Source organism: Micromonospora cabrerizensis, from assembly GCF_022230955.1.
Lineage (GTDB): Bacteria > Actinomycetota > Actinomycetes > Mycobacteriales > Micromonosporaceae > Micromonospora > Micromonospora cabrerizensis.
This window is the reverse complement of record NZ_JAKKFI010000045.1, coordinates 125439-144329: the sequence shown is the minus strand read 5'-3', so window position 1 is coordinate 144329 and position 18891 is coordinate 125439. Positions and strand designations below refer to the sequence as shown.

Below are 18891 nucleotides of genomic sequence, written 5' to 3'. Positions count from 1 at the left end.
ATCCACGGATGGTGAGCGCGGCGCTGTCGGGTTCGGGTCAGCGCAACGGGCCGTCGCCGGGGCCGTCCGGGTCCTCGACCACGTGCACCGCCGCCTCCTCCGCGCTGGCGGCACCCGCGTCGATGCCGGCGTCCCACGCCACCGACTCGGCCTCGTCGTCCTCGCGGACGCCCTCGTCGTACGCGACGAGACGGCCGGCGCGCGCCTCGGCGTCGTACCCCCGGCGGGTCAGCTCGTCCTCGTCGTCGCCGCCCTCGGCGTACGGGTCGACATCCGGCACCTCCTGGGCGAGGTACTGCTCCAGGGACTCGCCCGCCCGCTCCTCGGCCGGCGTGGTGCCGAACCGGTTCGCCGCCGTCCAGTGGTCCTCGGCGACGATGCCGGTGTCGAGGGGGTCGCCGACGCGGTCGTCGTCCAGGGTGTCCGAGGCGTCCAGGACCCCGTCGTCCTCGGCCACGTTCCACTCGTCGACGGAATCCATCCGTTCGGTCTGGCTCACGGCGGTCTCCTCTTCGTCACGGTGCACCAAAGGTGCCCAGCCTATGACCGTCCAACGCCAGCGCGACCCGAGGCCTGCCCGCTGTGACGAACGGACCTCGGGAGCGCACGACGACCAGCGGCTCGGGAGCGCGCGACGATCAGCGGCTCAGCAGCGCGCGACGATCAGCGGCTCAGCAGCTCCACCACGGCGGCGGTGAACTCCGTCGGCTGCTCGATGTGCCCGAAGTGCCCGCTGTGCTCCAGCACGACCAGGCGAGAGTCCTTGAGGCCTGCGTGCGCCTGCTCGGCCCAGCGGGGGCCGCAGATGAAGTCGTACGCCCCCACGATCACCACGACGGGCACAGCGATCTCGCCGAGGTCGTCTCGTACGTCGAAGGGCGTGGGGTCCTGTGCGCCGGCCGGGGCCGACCAGATCCGTACGGCGGCCTGGAACGGGACGAACTCGTCCTTTCGGCCCCAGAAGTCCGCGAAGTACACCGGGAGGGCGGCACGCAGGGCGGCACCCAACGACTCGTCGTCCGTCGCGGCGCCGATCTGCCCGAACGCGGCCGGAACCGCCGCCGCCTCCGGCCGGTCCGGGTGCCGCTGCGGGTACGCGGCCAGACCGGCCATCGCCTCGGCCCAGAACTCGGCCCCGGTGACGGGTGAGGTGTCGTACAGGGCGAGACCGGCGAGCCGGTCCGGGTGTGCGAGGGCGTAGCGCTGGACGACGAAACCGCCGTGCGAGTGCCCGAGGAGGTGGACCCGGGGTGCGCCGAGGTGCTCGACAACGGCGTGCAGGAACCGGACGTACGTGTCGAGACGGTAGTCGGCGGGGTCGTCGAGGCGGCCCGAGGCGCCCGTGCCGACCGGCTCGACGTAGACCATCGTGAAGTGCTCCTCCAGGCTGGGCGTGCGCAGGTAGGCCCACTCGATGCCGGGGCCGCCGGAGTGCGCCACGCACACCGGGCCGGTGCCGGCGACGTGGTAGACCTGCCGAACGCCGTCGACGGTGAAGCTGTGGGCGCCCGGTGCGAGGGCGCTGACGTCGTGGCTGGTGGAACCCATGAACTATCTCCCGTTCCGAGACCCGTGCGGCGTACGCCGGCACGGCAACTGACGCATGACGCGGACCAGATGCGTGGGAGGACGGAAAAGTTCGCTCGGTGGGGAAAGTTTTTCAGGCCAGCGCCGGAACGGGGTGGAAGAGCGTGAGCTGGCGCACCCGCCCCTCGCGCAGGACCTGCAACCACAGCGCCGAGGGTGGGCAGTGCTCCGGGTCGTCGGGCGGGCTGATCAGGTCGGTCTCCCAGATCAGCACGTCGCCACTGGCCACCACGTTGCGCAGCCGTTGGCGTACCCCCGCAGTCAGGTCGCCGTTCATTCCCTGGATCGCCAGGTCGCGACCGCCGCGCGGGCCACCGGGCACGATGATCTCGGCGTCCGGCCACCAGCTCTCGCGGACCACCCGGTCGAAGTCGCCGCCCATCGCCGTCGCGATCATGTCGCGGCCCTCCCGCCACCGCGACTCGGTCGTCGCGGTGACGTCGGTGTGCGCTGCGCTCCCCGCCGCGCGGAGGCCGCCGACGAGCGCACGACGGGCGTGGCTGAGGCGGCTGCGGACGGTGCCGACCGGCACCCCGCACACGGCCGCGATCTGCTCGTACGACGACGCGTCGCTGAAGTAGCGCAACAGGGTGACCAGCCGGTCCGGCTCGGACAACTGCCCGATGGCGTGCCACACCCAGTCGCGCATCGCGCCCCGGTCCAGCGCCTCCTCCGGGGTGGGTGTGTCGGCGGGTCGGGCGAACCACTCCGGCTCGGCGACCGGGACGGCTCTGGGCCCGCGCAGCGTCATCCGACTGTTGTTGCGGACGATGGCGCGCAGCCACGGGCCGACGGCGGCCGGGTCGCGGACCTCGGCGATGCGACGCAGCGCCACCACCATGGCGTCCTGCACCGCGTCCTCGGCGTCCGGTCCGTAACCGAGGATGCTCAGCGCGACGGCCCGCATCTCGGCCTCGTGACGGGCCAGGAGCACCCCGAGGGCCGCCGCGTCGCCCGCCTGCGCGAGTGCGACCAGATTTGCGTCACCCTCTGTCACGCGTACGCCCTCCGATACGTCACCGGCTGTCCTACCTGTGGCGGTCTGTACGTTTTGCACAGGGTCCAACACCGGTACCAGCCTACGACGGGTGAGGATGCGGCTCCCCGGGCCGACGGCGGGGGAGAGCCCAGGCCAGCCGTCCGAGGGTGCCTTCGCCTGCGGAAAGTGACGTACGCCGGTCGTAACGTGGGCGGCATGAGGATCTGCGGTGTCGACGTCCCGTGGTCGGGCCCGACCGGCGTCCGCGCCGTCGGTGGAGGCCCGCGATGATCGACCTGAGCTGGGCGCAGGTGTCGGCTCGGCGGCTGCACCGGCACGCGCTTGCGCCGTCGACCGACCAGCGAGCTGACCCGGACACCGACGCGGTCGCTGGCGTGGTGTCGACGATGTGCGGCGCGCACGCCCAGGTCGCCTCCGCCGCCGAGCTGTCCGTCGGCCTGCGGGTGCCGGGCGCGACCCGCGCTCTGGTGCGCCAGGCACTGTGGACTGACCGCACGCTGGTCAAGAGTCGCGGCCCGCGCGGCACCGTGCACCTGCTTGCCGCCGCCGACCTGCCGATGTGGGCCGGTGCGTTGAGCGCGCTGCCCGTGCCGCCAGCGGAGAGCGGCGGCCTGCTGACCCCGGAGCAGACCGAGCAGGTGCTCGCCGCGATCGCCGAGGCGGTGGCCGACGCCGAGCTGACCACCGCCGAGTTGACCGAGGAGGTGGTGGCCCGCACCGGCCCGTGGGCCGGCGAACGGGTCATGGAGGCGTTCCAGGACACCTGGCCGCGATGGATCGCCGCGATGGCGGCCGCCAGCCGCAGCGGGGTCATCTGCTTCGGGCCGAACCGGGGCCGTGCCACCACGTACACCAGCCCGGCCCGGTGGCTGCCCGGGTTCGTGCCGCTGGCCGGCCGGGCCGCGCTGGCCGATCTCGTCCGCCGCTACCTGTACGCGTACGGGCCGGCCACCCCGGCACACTTCGCCCGGTGGATGGCGGTGCCCCCGGGATGGGCGACGTCGCTGTTCGACGCACTGGACCTGACCGAGGTGACCGTGGCGGGCACGCCGTCCTGGGTCGTCGCCGGCGACACCGACTTCCCCGACGACCAGCCGTCCGGGGTGCGGTTGCTGCCCTACTTCGACGCGTACGCGGTGGGTTGTCATCCGCGCGACCTGCTCTTTCCCGGCGCGGCCGCCGAGCGGGCGCTGGCCCGAGGGCAGGCCGGCAACCATCCGGTGCTGCTGGTCGACGGGACGGTCGCCGGTGTCTGGCATTCGCGTCGCTCCGGCCGCACCATCCACATCACGGTCGAGCCGTTGCGGGCGCTCGGTGCCGGTCGCCGGCGAGAGCTGGCGGAGGAGGTCGAGCGGGTCGGTCAGATCCTGGAAGGCCGAGCCACGCTGACCGTCGGCACGGTGAGCGTCGGTCCGCACGCCTGAGGCAGGGCACGATGAGGGGGTGGACATCGAACCGGTCGACCACTCGCCCCGGCAGTCGTTCCCCTGGGCGATCCTGGGCCAGCGCTGGGAGCACCTCACCTTCCTGCACTGGGCCGTCGACCCGGCGCTCGTCGCACCACTGCTGCCGGTCGGGACCCGTCCGGACACGCTGGACGGCGTCAGCCACGTCGGGCTGATCGGCTTCCGGATGGTCGGGCTGGGCTTCGGGCGAGGTCCCGGGGTGCCGTACTTCGGCACGTTCTGGGAGACCAACGTCCGGCTCTACTCCGTCGACGACCTCGGTCGGCGGGCCGTCGTGTTCCGGTCGCTGGACGCGTCCCGCCTGGTGCCGGTGCTGGTGGCACGGGCGACGCTGCGTCTGCCGTACCTCTGGTCCTCGATGCGGATGGACCGCGACGGTGACCGCCTCACCTACCGGTGCCGGCGACGCTGGCCCGGCCCGGCGGGCACGACGAGCCGCATGGTGGTGCGGGTGGGGGAGCAGGTCACCGACCCGACGCCCCTCGAGCATTTCGTCACCGCCCGCTGGGGGCTGCACACCCGGGCGTACGGGCGCACGCTGCACCTGCCGAACTGGCATCCGCGCTGGCCGCTGCACCGGGCCGAGCTGCTGCACCTCGACGACGAGTTGATCGCCGCCGCCGGGCTGCCGGCGCCGGTCGGGCCGCCGGTCAGCGTGCTCTACTCGCCCGGCGTCGGGGTCAGGTTCGGCCCGCCGGTGGCGGTGCGGCGGCCCGGCTGAGTGTGGCCGGGCCGCCGGGTTGTCAGTAGCGACCGCCCTCGGGCGCGGGCAGGGCGTCCAGGTCGGCCAGATCCTCGGCGCCGAGCCGCACGTCTCCGGCGGCGCAGTTGTCCGCCAGGTACTTCGGGGTCTTGGTGCCGGGGATCGGAATGACCTGGTCACCCTGGCCGACCACCCACGCGAGCGCGACCTGCGCGGACGTGACGCCGGCCCGGTCCGCGACCTCCCGGACCCGGGCGACGATGGCGAGGTTGGCGCGCAGCGCGTCCTGCTGGAAGCGCGGCAGGCCACGGCGGAAGTCGTCGGCGGGCAGGTCGTCGAACGAGGTGAACCGGCCGGCGAGGAAACCGCGACCGAGCGGGGAGAACGGCAGGAACGCGATGCCCTGCTCGGCGCAGTACGGCAGCACCTCGGCCAGCGGGTCGCGGGTCCACAGCGACAACTCGGACTGCACCGACGCCACCGGGTGCACCGCCTGGGCTCGCGCGATCTGCGCGACCGTCACCTCGGACAGCCCGATCTGGCGTGCCTTGCCCGCGGCCACGACCTCCGCCATCGCACCCCAGGAGTCCTCGATGGGCACCTCCGGGTCGACCCGGTGCAACTGGTAGAGGTCGACGTGGTCGGTGCCGAGCCGGCGCAGGCTGTCGTCGATCGCCGCGCGGATGTGCTCCGGACGGCCGTTGTTGCCGATCTTCGGCGAGTTGCCGGGACCGCCGGTGGGGGAGGTGGCGACCAGGCCGACCTTCGTCGCCAGGACGGCCCGCTCCCGGTGGCCGCCGGCCAGTGCCCGTCCCACCAGCTCCTCGTTGGTGTGGGGCCCGTACACGTCGGACGTGTCGATCAGGGTGGCACCCAGGTCGAGAGCCTGGTGGATGACCGAGATCGAGGTGTCGTCGTCGCGGGGGCCGCTGATGTCGTAACCGTGGCTCATGCCCATGCACCCGAGGCCGATGACGCCGACCTCGGGACCTGCGCTGCCCAGCGTGGTGGTTCGCATGCGTCCCACGCTACGACAGCCGACGCGCCGCGAAAATCTCGCCGCACGTGTCGAGGAATGCCGCCCCAGGTTCGACCATGGGGTGAGGGCCGGGCACACCCGGTCTCACCGACGAGCCGACACGGCACGGACCGAGGAGTGGATCGATGACGCAGGTGACGACCTGGGCGACGATGTCGTTGGACGGCTACATCGCGGACGCGTCCCACGGTGGCTTCGAGTACCTGTTCCAGTGGTACGAGACGGGCGACGTCGAGACGCCGACGGCCGACCCCGAGCTGACCTTCCGGACGTCCGCCGCGAGTGCCCGGCACCTGCGGGCTCTCACCGAGCGGACCGGCGCGCTCGTCGTCGGCCGGAGGCTCTTCGACATCACCAGTGGATGGGGTGGCCGGCATCCGCTGGACGTGCCCGTCGTGGTGGTCACGCACAGTGTGCCGGAGGGCTGGGAGCCGGAGAACGACTCCTTCGTCTTCGTCACCGACGGCATCGAGAGTGCCATCGACCGGGCGAAGGCGATCGCCGGCGACAAGGAGGTCGGTGTCAACGGCGGCACCATCGCGGCCCAGGTCATCGAGGCCGGCCTGCTCGACGAGGTGCACGTCGAGCTCGTCCCGGTCCTGCTCGGTGCGGGCATCCCGCTCTTCGCCGACCTGAAGATCGCACCACTTCAGCTGGACGGTCCGATCAGCCTCGTCGAGGGCGACGGCGTCACCCACCTGGCCTACCGGGTACGCAGGGCGGCCTGAGCGCCTTGTCTCCATCGGCATTGATCGATATGGTGCGCGAAGGCGCCGCCCCGCCTCCGACCACCACCGTCGATCCGAAGCGGGTTCCGCATGCGCGCACCGAGACTTGTCACGACCCTGGCCGTCGCCGGCCTGCTGGCCGGTGGGGTGGCGTTGGCCGCCTCCCCGGCCAGCGCGGCGACCGCCGTGTTCGCCGTGACCAACAGCTGGGGCAGTGGCTACCAGGGGCAGGTCACCGTCACCAACGACACCTCCGCGCCGATCACCAGCTGGCGGGTCGAGTTCGACCTGCCGTCCTCCTCGACCGTCAGCCAGTCGTGGAACGCCCAGCAGTCGACCTCCGGCAGCCGCTACACCTTCACCAACGTGTCCTGGAACGGCACCCTCGCCGCCGGCGCCTCGACCTCGTTCGGTTTCCTCGTCAACGGCTCCGGGACCCCGGTCAACTGCACCGTGAACGGCGCGTCCTGCGCGGGTGGCCCGCCACCGACCACGCCGCCGCCCACGACCCCACCACCCACCACTCCGCCGCCGACCACCGGCACCCCGGTCGAGCGGCACGGGCAACTGCGGGTCTGCGGCACCACGATGTGCGACCGGACCGGCGCGCGGGTGCAGTTGCGGGGCGTCAGCAGCATGTGGCTCAACTGGGAGACCGCACCGTACGCCGAGAACCTCTCCGCGTTGACCTGGATGCGGGACACCTGGAACCTCCAGGTGATCCGCGCGGCCATGGGTGTGGAGCCGGCGGGCGCGTACCTCAGTGACCCTAACAAGGCACGTACGCAGGTGGAGACCATCATCAACAACGCGGTCAGCGCCGGGGTCTACGTGATCGTCGACTGGCACGCCCACGAGGCACAGAACAACCAGTCCCAGGCGGTGGCGTTCTTCGGTGACCTGGCCCGCCGTTACGGTCATCTGCCCAACGTGATCTGGGAGCCCTACAACGAGCCGTTGCAGGTGAGCTGGACCAGCGTCATCAAGCCGTACCACCAGGCTGTGGTCTCCGCGATCCGCGCCGCCGACCCGGACAACATCGTCGTGCTCGGCACCCCGACCTGGTCGCAGGACGTGGACGTCGCGGCGGCCAGCCCGGTCGCCGGCACCAACCTGATGTACACGCTGCACTTCTACTCGTGCACCCACGGGGCGGCACTGCGCGCCAAGGGCGACGCCGCGATCCGCGCGGGGCTGGCGCTGTTCGTCACCGAGTGGGGGGCCAGCCACGCCGACGGTGGCCTCGACGGTCGCTCCTGCCTGCCGGAGGCGCAGTCCTGGATCGACTGGATGAAGACCAACGGCATCTCCTGGACGGCGTGGAAACTCGACGTCGGCACCGACACCACCAACCTGCTCAGCCCGGGAGCGCCGGTGACCGGCGGGTGGAACAACCACCTGCACGGCCACGCGCCGTTCGTGGTGGCCAACATGAGGTGACCCCTGCCGCTCCCAGGCCGTGATCCACACGGGCTCACTGATGTCGGGGTATCCGGATCGGCGGGATACCCCGACATCGCCATGCCCGTCGATTCGACGGGAGCGGCTGCGCGCCGCGGGGCGTGCGGAGACCGGCGCGTCACCTTAACGCGCCGGAAACACCCCCGGTACCAACCCTGGGAACGCTCGTCGGACAGCCGAGAGCACCGACACGCGAACCGGGGTGAGCATGGCCGACAACACCACGAACGTGCCGACGTTCGACGGGTCGACGGGCCGGTCCGGCAACGGCCGGACACTGCCCACGCCCCGCCACAGCCCGGTCGCGTCCCTGGCCGACGGTGACCCGGCGGACCTGGCGACGATCGGCGTGGAGGAGGAGTTCCACGTCGTCGACCTGCACACCCGCGAACTGGTGCCCCGGGCCGGTGAACTGCTCGACCGGCTGCCGGCGACCTCGTTCACCGCCGAACTGCACCGCAGCGTGGTGGAGACGAACACCGAGGTCTGCCGCACCCTCGATGAGATCCGCGACGAGCTGACCCGGTTGCGTCAGCTCGCCGTCCGGGTCGCCGACCGGGCCGGGCTGGGCATCGTGGCGGCCGGTACGGTGCCGCTGCGCGCCGACGGCGACCCGAGCGTCACCCCGACCTCCCGCTACCGCCGGATGCTCGACGAGTACCAGATGCTCGCCCGGGAACAGTTGATCTGCGGCGCGCAGGTGCACGTCGGGGTGTCCGACCGGGATCTCGCGGTGGCCGTCACCCGCCGGGTCCAGCCGTGGCTGCCCGTCCTGCTCGCTCTCTCCACCAGCTCGCCGTACTGGATGGGACAGGACAGCGGTTACGCCAGCGTCCGGTCGCTGGTCTGGCAACGCTGGCCCACGGCGGGTGACCCGGGCGAGGTGACCAGCGCAGCGGACCACGAGGCGCTGGTCGCCGAGCTGATCTCCTCCGAGACCATCACCGACCCCGCCATGATCTATTTCGATGTCCGGCCGTCGGCCCACGTGCCCACCGTGGAACTGCGGATCACCGACGCCAACTCCGACGTGGAGACCATCGTCCTGCTCACCGGCCTGTTCCGGGCGCTCGTCCGGCGGGAGGTCGCCGCGCTGCGCGCCGGCGTGGAGCGCACCGGCGTACGGCCACCGGTGCTGCGCGCCGCCGTCTGGCGGGCAGCCCGGTCCGGGTTGGAGGGTGACCTGCTCGACCTGCCCCGCTCGGCCCGGCCGGTGCCGGCCGCCGAGGCGGTCCGCCGTCTGGTGACCGACCTGCGTCCACAGTTGGAGGCGACCGGTGACTGGCAGCAGGTCAGTGAGCTGACCCGGTACGCGCTGGAGCGTGGCAGCTCCGCCGCGCGGCAGCGGCGGGCGTACGAGCGGCGCGGCCGGTTGGCCGACGTGGTCGACCTGCTCCTCGACGAGACCCGGGGACGGGTCCGCGAGCCCCTGCCCGGGGTGTCGCCGCTGCCCGTCCTGCCCACCTACACCGACTCGTCCGACGAGGTCTTCGGGCCGGGCGGCCCGGAGCCGGCGTACCGTCCGCTGCTGGCCGCCCTGCGCGGCCTCGGCGCCGGCGGCCTGCGTCAACGGGAGAACGACCGGGACGAGGAGCAGCGGGCCCGCGGGGTGACGTTCAGCGTGGCCGGCGAGGCGAGCACCCGGCTCTTCCCCGTCGACCTGGTGCCGCGTGTCGTGCCCGCCGCCGACTGGCGGACCCTGCGCGCCGGCCTGGTGCAGCGCGCCCGCGCCCTCGACGCGTTCCTGCGCGACGTCTACGCGGACCGGGCCGCGGTGGCCGACGGCGTGGTGCCGGCCTGGGTGGTGGAGTCCTCTCCCGGTCTGCGCCCGACCGGGGCGCTGATGGGCCGGCGGAGGACCCGCGCCCAGGTGTCCGGCACCGATCTCGTCCGGGACCCGGACGGCGGCTGGTACGTGCTGGAGGACAACCTGCGGGTGCCCTCCGGGATCGGCTACGCGGTGCAGAACCGGCGGCTGACCCAGGCGGTGCTGCCGGAGCTGCCGGTGCCGGCCGATCTGCTGCCCGCCGACGAGACGCCGGCGATGCTGTACCGGGCGCTGGTCGCCGCCGCGCCGGCGGCTGCCGACGACCCCGCCGTGGTCGTGCTCAGCAGTGGTCCCGGTGATCCCGCGTGGTTCGAGCACCGGCTGCTCGCCGACGAGATGGGCGTGCCCCTGACCGAGACCAACGACCTGTTGGTCGAGGAGGGCCGGGTCCGGTTGGTCCGCGAGGGCTGCCGCAGCGAGGTGGACGTGATCTACCTGCGGATGGACGAGGAGGCGTTGCTGCACGCGCCGGGCGCCGACGGGGTGCCGCTGGGCTGGCCGCTGCTCGCCGCGGTGCACGCCGGGCGGCTCACGCTGGCCAACGCGCTGGGCAACGGTGTCGGCGACGACAAGGCGCTGTACGCGTACGTGCCCCGGCTGATCGAGTACTACCTGGGTGAGAAGGCTCTGCTGGGCGACGTGCCGACGTACCTGTGCGGGCTGCCCGAGCAGCGGGCCGAGGTGCTGGGCCGGCTCGACGAGCTGGTGCTCAAGCCGGTCGACGGGTACGGCGGCGACCGGGTGGTGATCGGCCCCCGGGCCGAGGCGGAGGAACTGGACGCCGTCCGGGAGCAGATCCTCGCGGCCCCGCACCGGTGGATCGCCCAGGAGATGATCACGCTGACCACCCACCCGGTCTTCGACGGCACGGCTCTCGCCCCCCGCCATGTCGACCTGCGGGCCTTCGTGTTCCTCGGCGACACCGCCGAGGTCGCGCCGGTGGCGCTGACCCGGGTCGCGCCGGCCGGCAGCATGATCGTCAACTCGTCCCGAGGCGGTGGGTCCAAGGACACCTGGCTGCTCGGTGGGGACGAGCAGCCGTCGGTGTAACCCACGCTTGACCCAGCCGTCATCGGGACGCAACCCGGTCCGCCAAGCCTGGACCGGTCAGCGGCCCGAGCGGATCCGAGCCGACGAGAGGTGCGTGGCATGTGCGGTATCGGAGGCGAGTTCCGTTTCGACGGGACGCCACCGGACATGGCGGCCGTCGAGCGGATGCTTCCCGCCCTGGCCTCCCGGGGCCCGGACGGTGAGGGCCGGTGGCAGCAGGGGCCGGCGGCCCTGGTGCACCGACGGCTGCGCATCATCGACCTGTCCGACGCGGGCGCCCAGCCGATGGTCGACGACGAGCTGGGTCTGGCCGTCGTCTTCAACGGCTGCATCTACAACTACCGGGAGCTGCGCGACGAGCTGATCGCCGCCGGTTACTCCTTCCGGTCCACCTCGGACACCGAGGTGATCCTCAAGGCGTACCACCGGTGGGGGACGGCCTGCGTCGAACGGTTCTACGGGATGTTCGCGTTCGCCCTGGTCGAGTTGGCCACGCACACCCTGGTGCTGGCCCGCGACCGGCTCGGCATCAAACCGCTCTACCTGGCCGAGGGGTCGGGCCGGGTCCGCTTCGCCTCCACCCTGCCGGCGTTGCTCGCCGCCGGTGACGTGGACACCGACCTCGACCCGGTGGCGCTGCACCACTACATGAGCTTCCACTCGGTGGTGCCCCCGCCGCGCACGATCCTCGCCGGGGTCCGCAAACTCCCACCGGCCACCGTCCGGGTGGTCACCGCGGCCGGCCGGAGCACCGACACCCTGTACTGGCGGCCGGAGTTCACCCGGGCCGCGGCCGATCCGATGTCCGCCGACGAGTGGCAGGAGCGACTCATGGCGGCGTTGCGCACCGCCGTACGCCGGCGGATGGTCGCCGACGTGCCGGTCGGCGTGCTGCTCTCCGGCGGTCTCGACTCCAGCCTGATCGTCGCCCTGCTGGCCGAGCAGGGTCAGACCGGGCTGGCCACCTTCAGCATCGGCTTCGAGGCGGCGGCGGGGGAGAGCGGCGACGAGTTCCACTACTCCGACCTGGTGGCCCGTCACTACGGCACCGACCACCAGCAGATCCGCATCGGCGCGAGCCGGTTCGTCCCCGCCGTGCACGACGCCATCGCGGCGATGAGCGAGCCGATGGTCAGCCACGACTGCGTCGCGTTCCACCTGCTGTCCGAGGAGGTCTCGCAGCGGATCACGGTGGTCCAGTCCGGCCAGGGCGCCGACGAGATCCTGGCCGGCTACGACTGGTACCCGCCGATGGCCAACGTGGCCCGGGCGGACGCCGTCGAGGCGTACGCCCGGGTGTTCTTCGACCGTCGCCACGACGCGCTCGGCGGGCACCTGGCGCCCGAGTGGATGCTCGACCACGACGCGAGCCTGGAGTTCGTCGCCGCCCACTTCGGCGCACCCGGCGCGGACACCGCGCTGGACGCGGCCCTGCGGCAGGACAGCCTGGTGATGCTCGTCGACGACCCGGTCAAGCGGGTGGACAACATGACGATGGCCTGGGGGCTGGAGGCCCGGGTGCCGTTCCTCGACCACGAGGTCGTCGAGCTGGCCGCCGCCTGCCCACCCGGGATGAAGCTGGCGCAGGGCGGCAAGGGCGTGCTGAAGGCGGCCAGCCGGGGCATCGTCCCGGACGAGGTGATCGACCGGCCGAAGGGCTACTTCCCGGTGCCCGCCATCCGGCACCTCTCCGGCCCGCTGCTCGACGACGTGCGCGACGCGCTGACCGCCCGGCCGGCGCGGGAGCGGGGCCTGTTCCGCAAGGACTACCTGGAGGAGTTGCTGGACACGCCCAACGCCCAGCGGACCACGCTGGGTTCCAACGCACTCTGGCAGCTCGGGCTGCTGGAGCTCTGGTTGCAGCGGATCGGGGTTTAGATGAGCGTACGGACCGAGGTGCCGCTGACCACCCGGCGGACGCGTCCCGTCGGCCACCGGCCGGCACCGCCGCTGCCTCCCGGCGAGGACCACGCGCCCGCGCCGTCCCCCGACGGTCGCCGGGTGGCGTTCCTCTCCGACCGGGCCGGCGCGCCGGGCGTCTGGGTCCGCGACGTCGACGCCGCCGAGGCTGTCGCGCTGCCCACCGGCGACGACCCGGTGCTCGCGCTGAGCTGGTCCCCGGACGGGCAGTGGCTGGCCTGCGTCGTCGCCCCGGGCGGCGCTCCCCGCACCGAGCTGTGGGTGCTGCGCCCGGACGGGTCAGGACGCCGCCAGGTCGCCGGTTTCGGCCGCCGCAGCGCCGCGATGGCCGGCTGGCTGCCCGGGGGCGCGGTCCTGATGGTCACCGAGACCGACGAGCACGGTCGGGCCGTCCTGGTCGACGCGGGCACCGGGCACCGGCGGGTGCTCGCCGAGAGTGACCTGCTCACGCTCCTGGACGTCACCCCGGACACCGGCGTCGCCCTGCTGCGCCGCGGCCCGCGCAACGCGCGCTGGCTGGAAGTGCTCGACGTGGCGACCGGCGAGCGGCGGCGACTGTTCCCGGACACCGGCCAGGGCAGCACCGACCAGGGCTGGTTCGGTCCGGACGGGACCAGCGTACTGGCCCGCACCGACGCGTTCTCGGAACTCGCCGCGCTGGTGCGGGTCGACCTGACCCGACCGGAGCAGCCGCCTTCCCGGCTCGCCGGGCGACCGGACGCCGAGCTGGAGCAGGCCGTGCCGAGCGCCGACGGGCGGCGGGTCGCGCTGCTGTGGAACACCTACGGTGGCCGCAGCGAGGTGAGCCTGCTCGATGTCGCCGGCGGGGTGCAGCGAGCCGTGGTGGCACCGGGCGAGGTGCTCGACGACGCCGTCTTCGCCGCCGGCGGTGACCTGCTCTGCCTCACCGCACAGGGGCCGGTGCAGCCGCGGGAGGTCTGGCTGGTGGACCCGAGCAGCGGGGCGCTGCGCCCGCTGCGGCCGGACACCGGTGTGGCGCGTACGGGCGACGGCGGCGTCGCGCCGCACCTCGTCGACCTGCGGGCGCGCGACGGGTTGCCGCTCTCCGGCTGGCTCTACCGCCCGGCCGGGCCGGGTCCCTGGCCGACCGCGATCAGTCTGCACGGAGGCCCGGAAGCGCAGGAACGCCCCTGCTACAACCCGTTGTTCCAGGCTCTCGTCGCGCAGGGCGTCGCCGTGTTCGCGCCGAACGTGCGCGGCTCGTCCGGCTTCGGCCGGTCCTTCGTCGCCGCCGACAACCTCGCCGGCCGGTACGGGGCGATCGCCGACGTGGCGGCCTGCGCGGACTTCCTCGTCGACAGCGGCGTCGCCCGCCCCGGCCAGCTCGGCTGTCTGGGCCGTTCCTACGGTGGCTACCTGGTCCTCGCGGTGCTGGTGAACTTCCCCGGCCTGTTCGCCGCCGGGGTCGCCGAGTGCGGGATCTCCGACTTCCACACCTTCTACGCCGGCACCGAGCCGTGGATCGCCGCCGCCGCCGTCAGCAAGTACGGCGACCCGCGGCGCGACGCGGAGCTGCTGCGTGACCTATCCCCGATGACCCACGTCGACCGGCTCAACGTGCCGGTGCTGCTCATCCACGGCGCCAACGACACCAACGTGCCGGCGGGCGAGTCGGCGCAGGTGGCGCGGGCCCTCGCCGCGCGGGACGTGCCGCACGGGCACCTGGTGCTGGCCGGCGAGGGGCACGACTTCCTGACGCGCGCCAACGCCGAGGCGGCGCGTACGGCCACCACCGCCTGGCTGACCCGGCACCTCGCCGCGGCCACGACCACCGTCGGCTGAGGCGTTATCCTGCGCCGGTGGAGGTCACGGCGCAGGGCGAGCGGTTGGCGTCCGACCTCGGTCGCGCTCTGGCGGACCTGACCTTCGTCGACCTGGGCACCGACGAGGTCACCGCACGGGTGATCGACTCGGTGGTGCGGTGGGCCGAGGCCCAGGGCTGGCGGGTCTACCGACGCGCCCCGAGCGTGCTGCCGTTGCCGCCGCCCCTGGAGCAGCGGCACTCGGTCCTGGACGTGGCGTGTGCCCGCCCGGACGGCCCGCCGGTCGTCGTGGAGGTCGACCACACCGACCGGGCCCGCACGGTGCAGAAGTTGCGCGCCGAGGCGGACGCCGGTCGGATCCCGATCTGGGTGCGGTGGGGTGTCGGGCGTTTCACCGCGCCGCCCGCGCCGGTGCGGATGGTGACCGTCGAGGTGACCCGGCGTGCCGGGCCGGCGGGGCAGGGCCGCCTGCACAGCCGCACCGGTGAGCGCCCCGCACCGGCGCACTCGACCGGCGGCGGCACGGTGACGCCGCAGGCGCTGCCCATCCCGCTGACCGACCCGCTACCGGACGCGGCTCCCGGCGCGGCTTCCGACGCGGCCGGGGATGCCGGTAAGGGCACCTGAAGCGAATCGTAAGCGGGTTCCGGCAGAGTTCTGGGTGTCACCGGAGAACACGACAGACAACCAGGAGATCCCGATGCGCAAGCTCATCAACTCGACCTACATCACCCTCGACGGCATCATCGACAACCCGATGTGGACCATGCCGTACTTCGACGAGGAGGCCGCCAGCCTCGCCGGGTCGCAGACCACCGAGGCCGACGCGATGCTGATGGGCCGGGCCACCTACGACGGCTTCTCCGCCGTTTGGCCGAACATGGACGAGAGCGACCCGAGCACCGGCGCCGCGTTCTTCAACAACGTCAAGAAGTACGTCGCCTCGACCACCCTCACCGACCCCACCTGGAACAACACGGAGGTGCTCCAGGGCGACCTGGTCGAGGCGGTCACGGCGCTCAAGGCCCAGGAGGGCAAGAACATCATCCAGTACGGCTTCGGCTCGGTCACCGCGCAGCTGATCCGGGCGGGCCTGGTGGACGAGGTCCGGTTCTGGATCCACCCGGTGCTGGAGGGCGGCGCCAACCTGACGGTGCCGCTGACCGACTTCAAGGCCTCGTTCGACCTGGTCGACACCCGGGTGCACAAGAGCGGCGTGATCGTCGCCTCGTACGCGCCGAAGACGCCGGCCTGACCAGATCAGAGCTGAGCCCGGGCCTCGCTCGGGCTCAGCTTCGCGCCCTCGGCGAGCAACGCGTCGAACCGCTCCGGCCCGAGTTCGGCTCGCAGGCGCTCGGTCGTCCGGTCGGTGTCGTCGCGTTCGGCCGGTGCGGCGGGGGACTGCGTGGCGAGCCGGGCGGCGGCCGCGGCGCCCAGCAGCCGGGCGGCCACCTCGGGGGAGCGCACCGCCGCCGCCATCCCCTCCAGGGGGCCGACCGCGTCTCGCATCGTGGCCATCGCCTCGGCGGTCTCGAACGCCTCGACGTGCAGGGCCAGCGCGGCATCCGGGTCACCGCCCTGCTCGACCGCGTAGCCCAGCTCCACCAGGACCATCGGCAAATAGAGCGCTGGTTGGCTCTCGCCCCGGCCCAGCTCGGCGAGGTGGCTGAGGTGGGTGACGGCCAGGTCGAGTTTGCCGTCGCGGCGGGCGGCCAGCCCGAGGCTCATCTCCGCGAAGACCAGCGCGCCGGGCGAACCCTGTTCCACCGCCAGGTCGTACGCGCGCTCGGCCAGTTCCCGACCCTGGGCGTAGTCGCGGGTCTGCACGGCGAGCCAGGCCAGCCAGGACAGCTCCGCGCAGACCTGCGGCCACAGCGCCAGTTCCTCGGCCCAGCGCAGCCCCTCGCGGTGCAGCGCGGCGGCGCGCTCGTGCTCGCCGCGCATGTCGGCCAGGCCACCCACCCACTCGGTCGCCCGGAGTCGACCCCACCGGTCGCCGAGGTCGGCGAAGAGCGCGGCGCTGCGGGTCGCGGTGCGTTCCAGGGTGGCCTGGTCACCGTTGGCGTGCGCGAGGTGGGCCAGGGAGCTGAGCACCGCGGCCTCGGTCCAGCTGTCGAGGGCGGCGGTGGGCAGCAGCTCCGAGGCCAGGGCCAGGTCGCCGTGCTCGATCACCGCGTTGGCCGCGAACCACGCGGCGTGGCCGTCCGGGTCGGCGACCACCGCGGCGCGTACGTCGTCCGGTGCGACCGCCTCGCCCTGCGACAGGGCGAAGCCGACCCGCCAGGGGGCCGCACGGGTCTCCTGCTCCGGGTCGCCCGGCACGGCCAGGGCCCGCCGCGCCTCGGTGAGCCGGCCGCGCAGGTGCCAGTACCAGCTCAGCGCGACCGCCAGGCGCAACCCGCCGCCGTGCACCAGCGCGGATCGCAGGTTCGCCGTCTCGGCGTCCAGCAGCGCCAGCCACCGCTGCTGGTCGGCCCCGCGCAGCTCCGGGTCGGCGCGCTCGGCCAGCTCTGTGTAATAGGTGGCGTGCCGGGTGCGTACCGCGTCGACGTCGGTCAGCCGGGCCAGGCCGAACGCGGCGACCGATTCGAGCAGCCGGTAGCGCGGGTGGGCGCCGGAGTCGTCGAGCACCACCAGGGACCGGTCCACCAGCCGGGCGAGGGTGTCCAGGTCGGTCCCGCAGACGTACTCGGCGGCCTCCGGGGTGCAACCGTCCCGGAACACCGCCAGCCGGGCCAGCACCACCCGCTCGGTCTCGCCGAGGAGGTCCCAGCTCCAACCGATCACCGCGGTCAGCGTCCGCTGCCGGGGCGGCATGTCCCGCTGCTGGGTGGTGAGCAGCCGGAAACGGTCGTCGAGCCGTTCCACCACGCCGCGCACGCCCAGCGCGCGGACCCGGGTCGCGGCCAGCTCCAGCGCCAGCGGCAGGCCGTCGAGGCGGCGGCAGAGCTGGGCGACCGCGGCGGCGCTCTGCCCGTCGAGGCGGAACCCGCGCTGCTGCGCGGCGGCGCGGGCGACGAACAGCCGGGCCGCCGCCGAGCGCCGGACCGTGTCCAGGTCACCGTCGTCCGGCACGGGCAGTGGGGGTACCTCCCAGAGCAGCTCGCCGGTCAGCCCGAGCGGTTCCCTGCTGGTGGCCAGCACCCGCAGCCCGGGCACCTCGCGCAGCAGCCGGGCGACCAGCTCGGCGACCGGGTCGATGACATGTTCGCAGTTGTCCAGCACGAGCAGCAGGTGTCGGTGCCGCAGAGTCGTCACCAGCCGGTCGGCGGGGGACAGGCTCGTGCCGGCCGCCTCGTGGCTGCCCAGAGCGGCGAGCACCTGCTCGGCGACGAGCGCGTCACCGGCGGGCAGCGGAGCCAGCTCGACCAGTTGGACCCCGTCGGGAAAGGACTGCGTGCGGGCCGTCTCGACGGCCAGTCTGGTCTTGCCGACGCCACCCGGCCCGACCAGCGTGACCAGTCGGTGCCGGGGCAGCAGCTCGCCCAGCTCGGCCAGCGCCTCGGCGCGCCCGACCAGCTCGTCGAGCGGGGCGGGCAGGCTGGTGCGGGTGACCGCGGCCTTCGGCGGCGCGCTGAGGGCGGCGTCCTGTTCGAGGATCCTGCGGTGCAGGGCGACCACCTCGGGGCCGGGGTCGAGGCCCAGCTCCTCGGCGAGTCGGTCCCGCAGGTCGGCGTAGCTGTCCAACGCCTCGGACTGCCGGCCGGCGGCGTACAGCGCGCGCAGCTGCACCGCCCGCAGGCCTTCGTGCAGCGGATGCCGGGTGACCAATTCGGCGAGGTCGGCGGCGACCAGGTCGTGTTCACCCCGGGCCAGCCGGGCCTCGGCCAACCGCTCGTGGACGGCGAGGCGCTGCTCGGCGAGGCGGGTCGCCTCCGCGCGGACGAACTCGGCGTCGGCCACGTCGGCGTACGCCTCGCCGCGCCACAACGCGAGGGCATCGGTCAACCGCTCGACGTCGGTGCACCGGGCCAGCTCGTCGAACCGCGCCACGTCGACGGCGTCAACCCGCAGCAGGTAGCCCGGTGGCCGCGACTCGACCAGCTCGCGGGCGCCCGGCTCGGCGTCGTTGAGCGCCTTGCGCAACTGGGACACCCGCACCTGGAGGGCGCCGGCGGGGTTGGCGGGGCTGTCCTCGCCCCACAGGTCGTCGATGAGCCGGTCCGCCGAGACCACCTGGTTTCGGTTGGCCAGCAGGTCGGCCAGCAGCGCGCGTACCTTCGTGCCGGGCACCACCACCGGCTCGCCGGCGTCCGTGGTCACGGCGAGCGGCCCCAGCACCCCGAACTGCACGGCGGTCATCCTAACCGCGTGACGGTGACCGG

The 18891-nt window shown here is 73.3% G+C and carries 14 protein-coding genes; 9 read left to right on the top strand and 5 right to left on the bottom strand.

Annotated features, from left to right (window positions below):
• Positions 1-37: 37 nt before the first annotated feature.
• The 3 genes from LADH09A_RS05870 to LADH09A_RS05860 form a co-directional block, all read right to left on the bottom strand.
• The gene (locus LADH09A_RS05870; protein ID WP_238643711.1) at positions 38-499 is read right to left on the bottom strand and encodes a DUF5709 domain-containing protein; all 462 of its coding nucleotides are present in this window, start codon (positions 497-499) and stop codon (positions 38-40) included.
• Between the two features lie 164 nt (positions 500-663).
• Positions 664-1548 carry an alpha/beta fold hydrolase gene (locus tag LADH09A_RS05865; RefSeq protein ID WP_238643709.1) on the bottom strand — a complete coding sequence of 295 codons (885 nt, stop codon included), beginning with the start codon at positions 1546-1548 and terminating at the stop codon, positions 664-666.
• A gap of 112 nt (positions 1549-1660) precedes the next feature.
• On the bottom strand, positions 1661-2584 hold the full coding sequence (locus tag LADH09A_RS05860) for an RNA polymerase sigma factor (protein WP_238643706.1): 924 nt from the start codon (positions 2582-2584) through the stop codon (positions 1661-1663).
• A 269-nt stretch (positions 2585-2853) separates the two neighbouring features.
• Between LADH09A_RS05860 and LADH09A_RS05855 the strand changes: the two genes are divergently transcribed.
• Both LADH09A_RS05855 and LADH09A_RS05850 read left to right on the top strand, forming a co-directional pair.
• On the top strand, positions 2854-4011 hold the full coding sequence (locus LADH09A_RS05855) for a winged helix DNA-binding domain-containing protein (protein WP_238643705.1): 1158 nt from the start codon (positions 2854-2856) through the stop codon (positions 4009-4011).
• Positions 4012-4030: 19 nt separating this feature from the next.
• The gene (locus tag LADH09A_RS05850) at positions 4031-4774 is read left to right on the top strand and encodes a YqjF family protein (RefSeq protein WP_238643702.1); all 744 of its coding nucleotides are present in this window, start codon (positions 4031-4033) and stop codon (positions 4772-4774) included.
• A gap of 22 nt (positions 4775-4796) precedes the next feature.
• Here the strand turns inward: LADH09A_RS05850 and LADH09A_RS05845 are convergent, their stop codons facing one another.
• Positions 4797-5774, bottom strand: coding sequence for an aldo/keto reductase (locus tag LADH09A_RS05845; RefSeq protein WP_238643700.1), 978 nt, complete (start codon positions 5772-5774; stop codon positions 4797-4799).
• 146 nt (positions 5775-5920) lie between these two features.
• Between LADH09A_RS05845 and LADH09A_RS05840 the strand changes: the two genes are divergently transcribed.
• From LADH09A_RS05840 to LADH09A_RS05810, 7 genes are all read left to right on the top strand, one after another.
• Positions 5921-6523, top strand: a complete 603-nt coding sequence (locus LADH09A_RS05840) for a dihydrofolate reductase family protein (RefSeq protein WP_238643699.1) — start codon at positions 5921-5923, stop codon at positions 6521-6523.
• Between the two features lie 90 nt (positions 6524-6613).
• Complete coding sequence (locus LADH09A_RS05835; protein ID WP_238643698.1) at positions 6614-7963, top strand: cellulase family glycosylhydrolase; 1350 nt, start codon at positions 6614-6616, stop codon at positions 7961-7963.
• A 229-nt stretch (positions 7964-8192) separates the two neighbouring features.
• Positions 8193-10862, top strand: coding sequence for a carboxylate--amine ligase/circularly permuted type 2 ATP-grasp protein (locus tag LADH09A_RS05830; protein WP_238643697.1), 2670 nt, complete (start codon positions 8193-8195; stop codon positions 10860-10862).
• 99 nt (positions 10863-10961) lie between these two features.
• Positions 10962-12740: an N-acetylglutaminylglutamine amidotransferase gene (locus LADH09A_RS05825; RefSeq protein ID WP_238643696.1), complete on the top strand. Its 1779-nt coding sequence runs from the start codon at positions 10962-10964 to the stop codon at positions 12738-12740.
• The gene (locus LADH09A_RS05820) at positions 12741-14585 is read left to right on the top strand and encodes a prolyl oligopeptidase family serine peptidase (protein ID WP_238643695.1); all 1845 of its coding nucleotides are present in this window, start codon (positions 12741-12743) and stop codon (positions 14583-14585) included.
• 17 nt (positions 14586-14602) lie between these two features.
• Positions 14603-15193, top strand: coding sequence for a hypothetical protein (locus tag LADH09A_RS05815; protein ID WP_238643694.1), 591 nt, complete (start codon positions 14603-14605; stop codon positions 15191-15193).
• 73 nt (positions 15194-15266) lie between these two features.
• On the top strand, positions 15267-15821 hold the full coding sequence (locus tag LADH09A_RS05810) for a dihydrofolate reductase family protein (protein ID WP_238643693.1): 555 nt from the start codon (positions 15267-15269) through the stop codon (positions 15819-15821).
• A 5-nt stretch (positions 15822-15826) separates the two neighbouring features.
• Here the strand turns inward: LADH09A_RS05810 and LADH09A_RS31575 are convergent, their stop codons facing one another.
• Positions 15827-18868 carry an AfsR/SARP family transcriptional regulator gene (locus LADH09A_RS31575; RefSeq protein WP_274529064.1) on the bottom strand — a complete coding sequence of 1014 codons (3042 nt, stop codon included), beginning with the start codon at positions 18866-18868 and terminating at the stop codon, positions 15827-15829.
• Positions 18869-18891 lie beyond the last annotated feature (23 nt).

Excerpts from the sequence above, each read along its gene's own strand:
- LADH09A_RS05865 (WP_238643709.1), bottom strand. The coding sequence starts at position 1,548 with ATGGGTTCCACCAGCCACGACGTCAGCGCCCTCGCACCGGGCGCCCAC.
- LADH09A_RS05855 (WP_238643705.1), top strand. The coding sequence starts at position 2,854 with ATGATCGACCTGAGCTGGGCGCAGGTGTCGGCTCGGCGGCTGCACCGG.
- LADH09A_RS05845 (WP_238643700.1), bottom strand. The coding sequence starts at position 5,774 with ATGCGAACCACCACGCTGGGCAGCGCAGGTCCCGAGGTCGGCGTCATC.
- LADH09A_RS05840 (WP_238643699.1), top strand. The coding sequence starts at position 5,921 with ATGACGCAGGTGACGACCTGGGCGACGATGTCGTTGGACGGCTACATC.
- LADH09A_RS05835 (WP_238643698.1), top strand. The coding sequence starts at position 6,614 with ATGCGCGCACCGAGACTTGTCACGACCCTGGCCGTCGCCGGCCTGCTG.
- LADH09A_RS05830 (WP_238643697.1), top strand. The coding sequence starts at position 8,193 with ATGGCCGACAACACCACGAACGTGCCGACGTTCGACGGGTCGACGGGC.
- LADH09A_RS05825 (WP_238643696.1), top strand. The coding sequence starts at position 10,962 with ATGTGCGGTATCGGAGGCGAGTTCCGTTTCGACGGGACGCCACCGGAC.
- LADH09A_RS05820 (WP_238643695.1), top strand. The coding sequence starts at position 12,741 with ATGAGCGTACGGACCGAGGTGCCGCTGACCACCCGGCGGACGCGTCCC.
- LADH09A_RS05810 (WP_238643693.1), top strand. The coding sequence starts at position 15,267 with ATGCGCAAGCTCATCAACTCGACCTACATCACCCTCGACGGCATCATC.
- LADH09A_RS31575 (WP_274529064.1), bottom strand. The coding sequence starts at position 18,868 with ATGACCGCCGTGCAGTTCGGGGTGCTGGGGCCGCTCGCCGTGACCACG.